Below are 12,598 nucleotides of genomic sequence, written 5' to 3'. Positions count from 1 at the left end.
CAATACGAATATGGAATTGATTTTGATTTCAGCGGCATTCATTGCCGGATTTATTGCACTGAAATGCAACCTCCCCCCTTTAGTCGGTTTTTTGCTAGCGGGTTTTGGCCTACATGCTTTTGGTTTTCAATCTAACGACACCATAATTACGCTCGCAGACCTCGGTGTTACTCTGCTGCTGTTTACTATTGGTCTCAAGCTCGATATCAAAACCCTACTCTCTAAAGAGATCTGGGCAGGCGCAACCATACACAATCTATTGTCTACGGCACTCTTTAGTGTTGCACTATTCTGTTTTAAGTTCCTAGGTGTTAGCTCATTAGCAGCAATGTCTATCGAACAAGTTGTGCTGCTTGGCTTTGCGCTATCATTCTCCAGTACCGTCTTTGCGGTTAAGTCACTGCAAGAAAAAGGGGAAATGAACGCCACTTACGGTACCATCGCCATCGGTATTCTGGTCATGCAGGACATCTTCGCGGTTGTATTTCTCACCGCATCTACAGGTAAACTTCCTGAGTGGTATGCTATCGCTTTATTCGCACTACCTTTACTCAGACCTATATTCTTCAAAATGCTTGATTGGGTAGGCCACGGTGAGATGCTGGTCCTACTAGGGATATTCTTCGCCTTAGTCGCTGGTGCTGGCCTATTTGAATTGGCTGGTATGAAACCAGACCTTGGGGCTCTGATCCTTGGAATGATGCTCGCCGGACATAAAAAAGCATCTGAATTATCCAAATCTCTATTCAACCTTAAAGAACTGTTCCTGGTCTGTTTCTTCTTAAACATTGGTCTATCCGCAGAACCCACCTTGTCAGGTTTTGCTCTTGCCATTTTGTTCATGTTGCTACTACCACTTAAAGGGATACTCTACTTCCTAGTGCTTAATGCATTTAAATTCCGTGTGCGTACATCTCTTCTGGCATCTTTAAGTCTATTTAACTTCAGTGAGTTTGGTCTAATAGTCGGCGGACTAGCATTTAAAATGGGCTGGATGAGCGGCGACATACTCGTGGCCCTTGCCATTGCAGTTTCAATCTCATTTGTCTTAGCAGCCCCACTTAGTCGTCATGGTCACGCACTTTATCAGCGCTCTGGCCGTTGGCTACGTGATCACGCGGCAGAAAACCTCAATACTCGTGATCAATTGATAAGCGCAGGGCATGCTCAAGTCCTGATTCTTGGCATGGGTCGCATTGGCACTGGTGCTTACGACGAGCTTAGGCATCGCTATGGTAAAATCAGCTTAGGTATTGAAGTCCGTGAAGATGCAGCACATCAGCACAAAACACATGGCAGAAACGTAATCACAGGTGATGCTACCGACCCTGACTTTTGGGAGCGTATTCTTGACGTCGCTAATGTAAAACTTGTACTGCTTGCGATGCCACACCACCAAGGTAACCAAATTGCCTTAGAGCAACTACAGCGTAAAAACTTCCAAGGTCAGATTGCTGCGATTGCCGAGTACCCCGACCAACTTGACGCCTTAGTCGAAGGTGGAGTTGATGCCGCGTTCAACATTTATAGTGAGGCAGGCAGTGGTTTTGCAAGGCATGTTTGCGAACAACTCAAACCCACCTTTATCAAATAATCCCAGTTTCAAGGCAGCAATTTGCTGCCTTTTTTATCCCCACCGCACAAAAACGCGACAACACTTAAACCTCATTCACTATAATTGCACTTTATTTAGATAGAATTTAAATACAGGCGAGTTTATTAAACTTTTTAATCAAACACTGTTGATTTTTTTAATCAGAATGGCAAATTGAACTTAACGAGTTAATTTTATTTTAAAGGGAAGTTGTATGTGTTCGATTTTCGGTATTCTAGACATCAAGAGTGATGCAGAAGCGCTACGCCCTGTCGCGTTAGAAATGTCTAAGAAACTTCGCCACCGTGGTCCAGATTGGTCTGGTATTTATTCTTCAGAGAAAGCAATTCTTGCTCACGAGCGTTTGGCGATTGTTGGCCTTAATAGTGGTGCACAACCTCTATACAGCCCTGATAAAAAACACATTCTTGCAGTAAATGGTGAGATCTATAACCATAAAGAGATTCGCGCTCGTTACGAAGGCAAGTACGACTTTCAAACAGATTCTGATTGTGAAGTGATTCTAGCTTTATACCAAGATATGGGGCCCGATCTTCTTGAAGAATTGAACGGTATCTTTGCATTTGTTCTATACGATGAAGAGAAAGACACATACCTAATTGGCCGTGACCACATCGGTATCATCCCACTGTATCAAGGACATGATGAACATGGTAACTACTATGTTGCATCTGAGATGAAAGCACTCGTTCCAGTATGTAAAACAGTGAGTGAGTTTGCACCAGGTAGCTACTTTAGCTCCACCGATACCGAAGCACAACGTTACTACATTCGCGACTGGAACGAGTACGCTGCGGTACAAGGTAACTCCACCAGTAAAGAAGAACTAACAGAAGCACTAGAAGCCGCAGTTAAGCGCCAACTAATGACAGACGTACCTTACGGCGTGCTTCTGTCTGGTGGTTTAGATTCTTCTATCACGTCTGCGGTCGCGAAACGTTTTGCTGCAATGCGCATCGAAGACGATGAAAAGTCTGAAGCTTGGTGGCCACAGTTACACTCATTCGCAGTTGGTTTAGAAGGAGCACCAGACTTAAAAGCAGCGCGAGAAGTTGCTGACCAAATTGGTACTGTTCACCACGAGATGACTTACACCATCCAAGAAGGTTTAGATGCGATTCGCGACGTGATTTACCATATTGAGACCTATGACGTAACCACTATTCGCGCTTCTACACCAATGTTTCTAATGGGCCGAAAAATAAAGGCGATGGGCATCAAGATGGTACTCTCTGGCGAAGGTGCAGATGAAATCTTCGGTGGATACCTTTACTTCCACAAAGCACCAAACGCAAAAGAGTTCCACGAAGAAACGGTACGTAAACTACTTGCTCTGAACATGTTTGACTGTGCTCGTGCTAACAAATCGCTCGCGGCATGGGGTGTTGAAGGCCGTGTACCGTTTCTTGATAAAGAGTTTATCGACGTTGCAATGCGCCTAAACCCTGAAGATAAGATGTGTGGCAATGGTAAGATGGAGAAACATATTCTACGTGAGTGTTTCGAACACTACCTGCCAGAAGCAATCGCATGGCGTCAAAAAGAGCAGTTCTCTGACGGCGTTGGCTACAGCTGGATTGACACACTTAAAGAAGTTGCTGAAGCTAAGGTCACTGACCAACAGATGGAAACAGCAGCCTTCCGCTTCCCATACAATACACCTTCAACCAAAGAAGGTTATGTATACCGAGAAATCTTTGAGGAGCTGTTCCCACTTCCATCGGCAGCAGAATGTGTCCCTGGAGGTCCATCTGTAGCATGTTCTTCAGCCAAAGCAATTGAATGGGATGAATCATTCAAGAACATGGCCGACCCATCAGGTCGAGCAGTTCAAAGCGTTCACAACGACTCGTACTAATCAAACCAAACTTAAAAGAGGCTCATCGAGCCTCTTTTTTATTTCACTACCATATCCTTCAATTGCTGAAAAACAACCTGTTTGTTCACTTACCAGCCAACCCTTATCAAATCTACCTACTTACTTTTGCTTTCTGAAATGACAGCATAATGTAAAAACAACAATCTCGATTTTGAAAACTAAGTTTGTAGCACGTCACTCTTTAATCAATCAAAAGAAATATTTATTTTATTTCAAGACCTTAAGTAAAAACCATAAATATAGCCTATGGTTCTAGTCATTGCAGATAGATCAACTAAGGAGTATACGTAACTACAAATAAAAATCTTTAATAAGTAACATTAGTAAAATTTATGACAAACCAACATCGACAAATTCTTGGCCACCCTCGTGGTCTATTCCTTTTGTTTGGTACTGAGCTGTGGGAGCGTTTTTCCTACTACGCAATGCGTGCCATTCTTGTCCTTTATCTGACAGATACAACCCTCAATGGTGGTTTAGGCTGGTCGACTAAAGATGCTCTTGATCTGTATGGCATCTATACTGGACTTGTTTACATCACACCAATGATTGGTGGCTACCTTGCAGACAACTACCTGGGTCAACGCCGTTCTATTTTGATTGGTGGTGCTTTAATGGCCATTGGCCAATTTACCCTAGCACTTCCAGCAGACATGATTGGCCTCAGTGTTACCCACAGTTTCTATCTTGGCCTTGCTTTGCTTATCATTGGTAACGGTCTCTTTAAACCAAATATTTCCACTATGGTTGGTGACCTGTATGAAGAAGGTGACAACCGTCGTGACGGTGCCTTTACCATCTTCTACATGGGTATTAACTTAGGTGCGTTGATCGCGGGTGTCGCTTCAGGTTCTGTTACTAACTCATTTGGTTGGAAAGCTGGCTTCCTAGTTGCTGGCCTAGGTATGATCATCAGCCTAGTGATGCAGATGACACTGGCGAAGTCGTGGCTTGGTGATATCGGTGTCGTTCCAGCGGCAGCACGTGATCTCGAGAAAAAGAAATCAGCCACTAAGCAACCGCTAACTAAACAAGAGCTAGATCGCCTTAAAGTGATTCTGGTAATGGGTCTGTTTGTGATCGTATTCTGGGCTGGCTTTGAGCAAGCTGGCGGCCTAATGAATATCTACACTCAGCAGTACACTGATCGTATGATCGGCGGTTTTGAAGTTCCTGCAGCTTGGTTCCAATCACTTAACCCATTCTTCATTATTACCCTAGCGCCTCTACTTGCAGCGCTTTGGGTGAAGCTCGGTCCTAAAGAACCAAACTCACCAATTAAGTTCGCTCTCGCACTTTTCTTCTTAGCACTTGGTTTCCTATGTATGGTGGGTGCTGTTATGGAACAAGGCGGTGACACGACAGTGAAAACATCAATGCTTTGGCTTGTCGGCGCGTTCTTCTTCCATACTCTGGGTGAGCTGTGCCTATCGCCAATCGGTCTATCTCTTGTGACTAAACTTGCCCCCCTTCGCCTTGCTTCTCTAATGATGGGGGCATGGTTCGGCTTTAATGCAATTGCAAACTATGTAGCAGGCCTGATTGGCTCTCACGTAGGTGAATTGGGCGCACTACCAATCTTTGGTGGTATCGCGATTGCCGCCACGATTTCTGGTGTCATCCTATTAATGTTCTCAAACACACTGGTTCGTTGGATGCACGGTGCTGAATCACCAATCAGCAATGCGGAACAAGTTGAAGAACAACAAGCTCAAGTGGCTTAATAGTAAGAATAAAAATGCCCGACCAAATCATTGGTTGGGCATTTTTATTTTATGGTGATTCAATCATGTTATTTCGCGCTAGTTACACGACTGATCCTCTCACCCGTCGCTGACACCGAGCGAATGAAGACTTCACCAGTTACATTTGGACGAGCGTTGTCTGTGTAAGTCAGCCAGTTTTCACCATCTAGAGAGTATTGCAGCTCAACACCTGGGAACTGAACGTTCATTGACAACGTTCCATCTTCTACTTTCGCACCTGGTACTGGTAGGCGGTAGTCGATGCCTGCTTTTTCTAACTTAGCCAGTTCACGTTGACCAAGTACGTTGGCAAAGCGGTTGTAGTCTTGGTTTAGTGCTGCTTTATCTACTAGGTTAGAGTTTTGCGAGTATTCAACGCCCACTTTGTAGTCGTTTTCCCAGTCTGCACGGTGCCATGCACGCTCAGCGGCTGCTAGTACGCGAGGGAATACCATGTATTCGTATTGCTCATCGTTACGTACTGTCTCAGACCAAAGCTGTGCTGAAAGACCGTAGAAAGGTTTCGCTTCGATTTCACCTTTACCAGTAAAGCTGTTGCCATCGCGGTCTAGAGAGGTTTCTGCGTTCTGAGGCATGTTCTCTGGTGCAAAGCCAAACATCTTACGAGTATCCGTTGCACGTGTTGCCCAGTAGTAGCCGCGCTCTTTCGGATCAACTTCGTATGGCATGTCCATGTAAACGTAGTCCGGGTTAGAAACGATCACGTCGTAACCTTTCTTAGACCACTCGTACACAGATGATGCGCCACCCCAGTAAAGAACATCCCAGAAGTTAACACGTGTGTTTTCTGTTGCGAACGCTTTCTCGCCATCACTGTACTTCAGACCATCTTGCCAAGCTTGGAAGTTTGCAATGCCCTTCTTTGCCACAATTTTAGACACCTGCTCAGCAAAGTGGCTTGGCAGGTGACCGAAGTCGCTTACCGTACCATCTGTAATTAGCGTCTGACACTTAGGCGATTGCGCGAATGGCTTATCTTGCTTAGACAGGTCAATCGTGCCTTTCCAGCTTACTTTGCCTTGTGCGTTAACGTCTTGGAAACCAGCGCCTAGCTTGATGTTCTTCGCTTCGTCGCCACCAAAGTGCCATGTTGTAAGCGGCGCGCCAGCCTCGATGTGCATTGCTGCCACTTCAGAAATCACTTTATCAACAAAGCGAGTTGACGATTCCATACAAGGGTTGATGAAGCTCTGCTTGTTGTAGAACTGAACCGTGGTTACGTTTGATTCATCTTGTGGATCCATCAGACGGTATTCGTTCGCCTCAGCTTCTTTGCCTTGTTCCATTAGACGGTCGTAACGCGCTTCCATTGATACTACCGCTGCGCGAGCGTGCGCTGGCATATCGATTTCTGGAATCACTTCGATGTTACGTGCTTTCGCGTAGGTTAAGATTTCCACGTAGTCTGCTTTGCTGAAGTAGCCAGAACCAAAGTTGTCTGATGTTGGACCAGAACCAAGCTGAGGCAGTAAACAGCTTTTCTCTTCCATATCGAAACAACGGTTAGCACCGACTTCTGTCAGCTCAGGCAGACCCGGAATTTCTAAACGCCAGCCTTCATCATCCGTTAAGTGAAGGTGTAGTTTGTTCATCTTGTACGCCGCCATTTGGTCTAGCGTTGCAAGAATTGCATCTTTAGAGTGGAAATTACGCGCCACATCCACCATCACACCACGGTAATCAAAACGAGGTGAATCTTTAATAGACAGAAGTGGTAGAGAATCAGCATTTTGGCTATCTACCAGACCAAAGATAGATTGTACCGCATAGAAAGCACCCGCTTGGTCGAACGCTTTAATCGCAATACTGTCGCCTTTGATGCTCATCTCATAAGCACCAGATTTCGCCAATTCACCAGTGAAGTCTGCAGGAACAACTGTGATGCTAACTGGAACACCACCGCGAACATCCACACCTACCACTTCGCCGCGTGCTTGGATTGCCGTAAACTGTGTCGCATCGAACGCATCTTTAGGCAGCGCAATACCACCAGAAATATCGACTGTACCTTTGCCCGCTTCAACAAACATTGGCGTTGGCAGCAACGTGGTTGATACGTCTTGTTTTGCTAAATCTTCGTTCTTCTCGAAACGAGACACTGCGCTCGCAAATACGTTGTTGTCATCCGGTGTACGTTTTAGATTGTCACCTTCAAGACCAGTCACGAAAGAGGCCACGTCCTCCGTGTTTAGCGAGGCGATCATCTTAGGCTCTGCGTTTGGCGCCGCAACGAATGCACCTGGCATGAAGTCTGTTTCAAATAGCTGCCAGTATTCGCTTACCAGAGGAAGCGATACTTCTTCACCTGCAGCGAAACCATCAAACTTATCGGTTGGTTGTAGTTTATGTAGGTCACCCGTTACACGTGAGATTTTGAACTGTTCATTATCAACATCCAAAATCAGGCGAATGCTGTGGAAGTAAATAGCCCAATCTTTTGAGTCAACCGCTTCACCTTGGTTAACTAGTGTCATGTTGACCTTGTTACAAGAAGCCCACTCAGCGCCCATATCCTGACACGCAAGACCATCGTTGGCACCATGGTTAGTTATTACTTGATATTGAACATCGAGGTTGTTCGCGAGTAAGTTAACAACACTTTGCTCATGAGATTGAAACGAAGAACAACCAGCTAGTGTGGCGACAACCGATGTCGCGATCAGACTTTGTTTAAACATCTTACTTACCCCAAAACGTAAATTAAGCCGAAAAATGTTGGCTCTAAAACTAAGATGCAAACAACATATCGTGAGTTATTTTTCATCGTAAAATTAATCAGCAACGAAAGTGATCTGATTCAAACTTTACATTTTCAAATTAAATTTAAGCGATTTAAAACAGTAACTTATATAACTCGTCAATTTCGACGTAGTTAATTTAACGAGATTACTGCGAAGCTAATCACACCTTTAAGTTCAAAACACAATTAAAAGTAAAGAAAGATCACAACACGGCATTTGTTATCGTAATATCTAAAGATGACTTAGATAAGAAAGTATGACTTTGTACACACTTTTCCCTCGTTGAACTCCGTTGAAATAACGGATTTCAACAATTTTTCCGCATCGGTAAGGATCAATAATGCGTAAATTACTTCTCTTGTTGTTAGTGTTGCCAACGAGCGTCCAAGCCGAACCTCTCATCTGGAACGTAGAAAAAGGTGGGCTGCGTTACACAATCATCGGCTCTGTCCATGTAGGCGATAAAAGTATGTACCCACTACCTGAAATCATCTTCAATCGTCTCAAGGCAAGCCAAGGGTTAATTGTGGAAACCGACATCCGCCAGAACAGTGGTATTACGTACCCTCCAACAACACTTCTAGCCAAAGATGTACTTTCACAAGGCCTGCAAGACGAACTGCGCGGTATCTCAAACTTATTAGAATTAAATGGCAATGAGCTTTTGCACACTCCACCGTGGGCCGCTGCACTCGCCATTCAGATGAGGCAAATCGAATATCTTGGCTACTCAGCAGCCGATGGCGTCGATGTTAAGCTCGCTTACAAAGCAAGCTCATTGGGCAAAAATGTATTAAGCCTCGAATCACTACAGTTCCAAATTGACTTGCTAACCGGCCAAAAAGAAGCAGGCAAAGAACTATTAGTCAGTGTGATTGAGGAGTTTGATCATTCCGAAAACGCAACACATTGCCTGATAGAAAGTTGGAAAGCAGGAGATATTAGTAAACTCGAAGAATTCGCTTCATTGACACAAACGTCACCAGAATTTGAAAAATCGTTTCTTATCGACCGGAACCTAGACTGGGTGGCAAAACTTTCAAACCCCGAATGGTTACCTAAACAGAAGGGAGAATATGTCATTGTTGTAGGAACCCTGCATTTACTCGGTGATCAAAGCGTACTGAAGCTTTTAGAAAATGAAGACTTTAAAGTGACCCAGCTATCTGAGAGCATAGCCTCAAACTGTGAATTTAAATACTAAGTCTACTTGTTCAAATTCTGGCTAATCACAACATTAATTTTGCAGTGTTTTAACATACTTAAGACACGGTGAGATGTTACGCTTAGGTCAAAACTAACCAAGTAAACTAAAAATCAATGTCAAAAAAATCAAAAGCTTTAAGCTACTGCTTTGTGTCCTTAAGTTTATTTTCTGCAAGTACCTTTGCCAAAGCCAAATGCACTATAGAACACTACCAGCCTATTGATGTCGCTTCAGAAACTAAGGGCGGAGTCCTAGATGAAGAAAGTGGTCAATTCCTAATTAAAGAAAAACCACCAATGCGCTGCGCTAACATCACTTTTTCGACTTCACATACCCGCGATCGCGTCGCTAGCCAAATGCAAGGAAGCTTCGAAGCGCTGTATTTTGACAATCAGACGAGCAGGTCTTACTCCATTACTTTTAATCAAGACCAAGTGAAAGCGGGCTATATTCGTATCGGCCCAAATAATCCCGCCGAGGCTTACGTCTGCTTTACAACTTCAGATACGCCAATCAAAGAGATTAGTTGTGATGTGGAATAGCGAAAAGCGAGCGTAATTTGTAGGGGTGGTGCACTGCGTCACCCTTTTTGTTTCTACCTGATCACGCTGTTATCCTCAAGAACGAGGAACGAGTTGGGGATATCTTCAATCTAGTCTATGACTTATGGAGATTCCTTACTCCCTCATTCTTCGGTCTAAGGAATGACAAATCTTTCTCTCGCAGAGCGAAGTTCGATCCTGTTTTCCATAAGCGTAGCGTTCCATAGGACGTAGCCCGTTCCAAAACGACGAAAGCCTGCTATAAAGCAGGCTTTCTAAAAGTAGTCAGTGAAGAGCCATTCTTTGAACATCAGGCGAACCCACCTCGGTTCGAATCTCTACACCATGAATGCAAAAAAGGCTCTGCATTTCTGCAGAGCCTTTTTCTAAAGGTGGTCGGTGAAGAGGGATTCGAACCCCCGACCCTCTGGTCCCAAACCAGATGCGCTACCAAGCTGCGCTATTCACCGAAATGTTGACTTGGAAACTTGCGTTACTAAGAGGGTCAACCTCTGGTTCGCCATTCCAAAACCCCTCGATGCGTTACCAAGCACGCTATTTATCGAGATGTTTATTCGAGCTCATTGCCCGTCAACGAAGGCGTATATTACGGATTCTGAATTTGAACGCAAGCCATTTTATTTAACTTTTTGAAAATTTTAGTTCGATTGCCTAAAACACCATCGACGGGCGACAAAGTGTGAGCAAAAACACATCAACAAAAACAAATTCGCAACCTAATAACAACAATTGATCCAGATCAGTGTTGCATATTTAACCACAGTTTACCTTAAACCTTGTCATCACACTTTGTAATCGATGGAGGAACTATGGACTTGTGGCTTGATCTCCTATTTGGTAATGCGGTAGGTCTATCTTCAATGATTGTCATCTTTGGAGCCTTGGGTCTGATGCTGTTCTATGGCGGTTTTATCATCTACAAAGTGATGAACGACAAATCTCCTCACTAGAATCGCTTAGCCCTATTCTTAGAATAGACATTCGCTATGCACCGAAGTAGATACCTTGTCTGCTTCGGTTTTTTATTTCTCCTTCAGCAAACCCTTGATCCCCCCCTTACCTTCACAGGTATAATATCGATATTGATTTCCTACTCTGAGATGTGACTATGTCTCATGATGATGACTTAAGCCTATTTCAACAAATGATGGGCGACGTAAAACCTCTTGAGCAAGATACGACCGAGCATAAAAAGCAACATCAGGTAACCGATGCACAGCTAGCAAAACGCGAGGCGGCAATATGGTTGACCGAAGATGATCCTGAATATCTGTCAATCGATCATGCCCAGATGATAAAGCCTGACGACATTATCGAGTTCAAACGTGATGGCGTACAAGATGGTGTGTACAAGAAGTTACGTCTTGCTAAATATCCGATACAAGCAAGACTAGACTTACACAAGCGCACGCTAGAACAAGCGCGTGATGAAGTAGTTAAGTTCTTAAAGCAGTGTATGCGGATGGATATTCGTACCGTGGTCATTGTTCATGGCAAAGGTGAGCGTTCTAACCCACCAGCATTGATGAAGAGTTTTGTCGCTCAATGGCTAATGCAAATCAAAGAAGTGCAATGTGTTCACAGCGCCCAGCGCTTCCATGGTGGCACTGGTGCCGTGTACGTATTACTACGAAAAAGCGCCGAGAAAAAAATCGAAACTCGTGAACGCCACCAAAAACGACTGGGTTAACAAGTAGCACAGTGCTAGAATATGCGCCCTCTATGTGTTGATATATTGTTCAGCACACCTTTAAACCGCCGTTGTGAAACGTTAGGAGAGCAACATGTCACAAGATAACACAAAGCGCCTGAATAAATTTATCAGTGAAACCGGTTTTTGCTCGCGCCGCGAAGCAGATCGATTAATCGAACAAGGTCGAGTCACAATAAATGGCAACGTACCTGAAATGGGAACAAAAGTGTTACCTGGCGATGATGTCCGTGTAGATGATAAGCCAATCAGCGCGGTGACAGACAAACCAATCTACATCGCACTTAACAAACCAACTGGAATCACCTGCACCACCGAACGTGATATTCCGGGTAACATCGTTGATTTCGTTGGCCACAAAAAACGTATTTTCCCGATTGGTCGTTTAGATAAACCCTCTGACGGGTTGATCTTCCTCACCAACGACGGTGATATCGTCAATAAGATTCTTCGCGCTGGTAATAACCACGAAAAAGAATATGTGGTGCGTGTAGATAAGCCAATCAGCGATGAGTTTATCAAGCAGATGTCTTCTGGGGTCAATATTCTTGATACCATTACACTTCCATGTAAAGTCACCAAAGAGACCAAGTACGCCTTCCGTATTGTGCTGACTCAAGGTCTTAACCGCCAAATTCGTCGTATGTGTGAAGCACTAGGTTATGAAGTATTTAAACTTCGCCGTGTACGTATTATGAACATCTCACTTGACGGCATTCCAAACGGTCAATGGCGTTACCTCACTGATGCTGAAGTCTCTGAGATTCTTGCTATGTGTGAAGGTTCTAGCGGCACGGAAGAAGCCTCAAAGATGGATGGAAAAGGTAAACGCATTCGTAGAGCGACCGATGCTAAATTATTTGATAGCCGTGAAGAAAACCAAGACTCTACTGCACGTCGCAACCAAAAGCAGCGTACCTTTAAGGGCCGCAACGCCGATGAGTTCCGACATGCACCAAACTCTAAAAAAGGCCGCAATACCGCTAAGCAAGATGAGCCAAAAGCGAAGCCAAACAAGAGTAAGACCTTCTACAAGCCAACGAGTGACAAGCCAGCAGCAAAACCACGCTCTGGTGGCACTTTGGGTTTAAAGAAGTAAGCGAGAAGCTCGGTCCC

General features: G+C 44.4%; 9 protein-coding genes and 1 tRNA gene. 8 read left to right on the top strand and 2 right to left on the bottom strand.

Annotation, left to right across the window (positions count from 1 at the left end):
* Positions 1 to 10: 10 nt before the first annotated feature.
* The 3 genes from APB76_RS16885 to APB76_RS16875 all read left to right on the top strand — a co-directional run bounded on the left by APB76_RS16885 (position 11) and on the right by APB76_RS16875 (position 5,218).
* Positions 11 to 1,594: a cation:proton antiporter family protein gene (locus APB76_RS16885; RefSeq protein WP_054961263.1), complete on the top strand. Its 1,584-nt coding sequence runs from the start codon at positions 11 to 13 to the stop codon at positions 1,592 to 1,594.
* Between the two features lie 214 nt (positions 1,595 to 1,808).
* On the top strand, positions 1,809 to 3,473 hold the full coding sequence (asnB, locus tag APB76_RS16880; RefSeq protein ID WP_049846587.1) for an asparagine synthase B: 1,665 nt from the start codon (positions 1,809 to 1,811) through the stop codon (positions 3,471 to 3,473).
* Between the two features lie 353 nt (positions 3,474 to 3,826).
* Positions 3,827 to 5,218: a peptide MFS transporter gene (locus APB76_RS16875; protein WP_049846586.1), complete on the top strand. Its 1,392-nt coding sequence runs from the start codon at positions 3,827 to 3,829 to the stop codon at positions 5,216 to 5,218.
* Between the two features lie 68 nt (positions 5,219 to 5,286).
* Here APB76_RS16875 and APB76_RS16870 read toward each other — a convergent pair whose 3' ends face one another.
* The gene (locus tag APB76_RS16870; RefSeq protein ID WP_054961262.1) at positions 5,287 to 7,938 is read right to left on the bottom strand and encodes a beta-N-acetylhexosaminidase; all 2,652 of its coding nucleotides are present in this window, start codon (positions 7,936 to 7,938) and stop codon (positions 5,287 to 5,289) included.
* Positions 7,939 to 8,341: 403 nt separating this feature from the next.
* Here APB76_RS16870 and APB76_RS16865 point away from each other — a divergent pair, with 403 nt between their 5' ends.
* Both APB76_RS16865 and APB76_RS16860 read left to right on the top strand, forming a co-directional pair.
* Positions 8,342 to 9,205, top strand: a complete 864-nt coding sequence (locus APB76_RS16865; RefSeq protein ID WP_054961261.1) for a TraB/GumN family protein — start codon at positions 8,342 to 8,344, stop codon at positions 9,203 to 9,205.
* 116 nt (positions 9,206 to 9,321) lie between these two features.
* Positions 9,322 to 9,750 (top strand): hypothetical protein, encoded by a 429-nt coding sequence (locus APB76_RS16860; protein ID WP_049846583.1) that lies wholly within the window; start codon positions 9,322 to 9,324, stop codon positions 9,748 to 9,750.
* Between the two features lie 393 nt (positions 9,751 to 10,143).
* Here APB76_RS16860 and APB76_RS16855 read toward each other — a convergent pair.
* A tRNA-Pro gene (locus APB76_RS16855) sits at positions 10,144 to 10,220 on the bottom strand.
* 360 nt (positions 10,221 to 10,580) lie between these two features.
* On the opposite strand from APB76_RS16855, the gene APB76_RS22435 reads away from it, so the two are divergent.
* From APB76_RS22435 to rluF, 3 genes are all read left to right on the top strand, one after another.
* Positions 10,581 to 10,721 carry a DUF3149 domain-containing protein gene (locus APB76_RS22435; protein ID WP_064490114.1) on the top strand — a complete coding sequence of 47 codons (141 nt, stop codon included), beginning with the start codon at positions 10,581 to 10,583 and terminating at the stop codon, positions 10,719 to 10,721.
* Positions 10,722 to 10,879: 158 nt separating this feature from the next.
* On the top strand, positions 10,880 to 11,461 hold the full coding sequence (gene smrA / locus APB76_RS16850; protein WP_054961260.1) for a DNA endonuclease SmrA: 582 nt from the start codon (positions 10,880 to 10,882) through the stop codon (positions 11,459 to 11,461).
* A gap of 94 nt (positions 11,462 to 11,555) precedes the next feature.
* Positions 11,556 to 12,581, top strand: coding sequence for a 23S rRNA pseudouridine(2604) synthase RluF (gene rluF / locus APB76_RS16845; protein ID WP_049846581.1), 1,026 nt, complete (start codon positions 11,556 to 11,558; stop codon positions 12,579 to 12,581).
* Positions 12,582 to 12,598 lie beyond the last annotated feature (17 nt).

It is taken from the genome of Vibrio bivalvicida (assembly GCF_001399455.2).
GTDB lineage: Bacteria > Pseudomonadota > Gammaproteobacteria > Enterobacterales > Vibrionaceae > Vibrio > Vibrio bivalvicida.
Note: the sequence above shows the minus strand (reverse complement) of the source record. Positions and strands in the feature narration are given on the sequence as shown.

Coding starts and splice junctions, on each gene's coding strand:
- smrA (WP_054961260.1), top strand. CDS start 10,880: ATGTCTCATGATGATGACTTAAGCCTATTTCAACAAATGATGGGCGAC.
- rluF (WP_049846581.1), top strand. CDS start 11,556: ATGTCACAAGATAACACAAAGCGCCTGAATAAATTTATCAGTGAAACC.
- APB76_RS16860 (WP_049846583.1), top strand. CDS start 9,322: ATGTCAAAAAAATCAAAAGCTTTAAGCTACTGCTTTGTGTCCTTAAGT.
- APB76_RS22435 (WP_064490114.1), top strand. CDS start 10,581: ATGGACTTGTGGCTTGATCTCCTATTTGGTAATGCGGTAGGTCTATCT.
- asnB (WP_049846587.1), top strand. CDS start 1,809: ATGTGTTCGATTTTCGGTATTCTAGACATCAAGAGTGATGCAGAAGCG.
- APB76_RS16885 (WP_054961263.1), top strand. CDS start 11: ATGGAATTGATTTTGATTTCAGCGGCATTCATTGCCGGATTTATTGCA.
- APB76_RS16870 (WP_054961262.1), bottom strand. CDS start 7,938: ATGTTTAAACAAAGTCTGATCGCGACATCGGTTGTCGCCACACTAGCT.
- APB76_RS16865 (WP_054961261.1), top strand. CDS start 8,342: ATGCGTAAATTACTTCTCTTGTTGTTAGTGTTGCCAACGAGCGTCCAA.
- APB76_RS16875 (WP_049846586.1), top strand. CDS start 3,827: ATGACAAACCAACATCGACAAATTCTTGGCCACCCTCGTGGTCTATTC.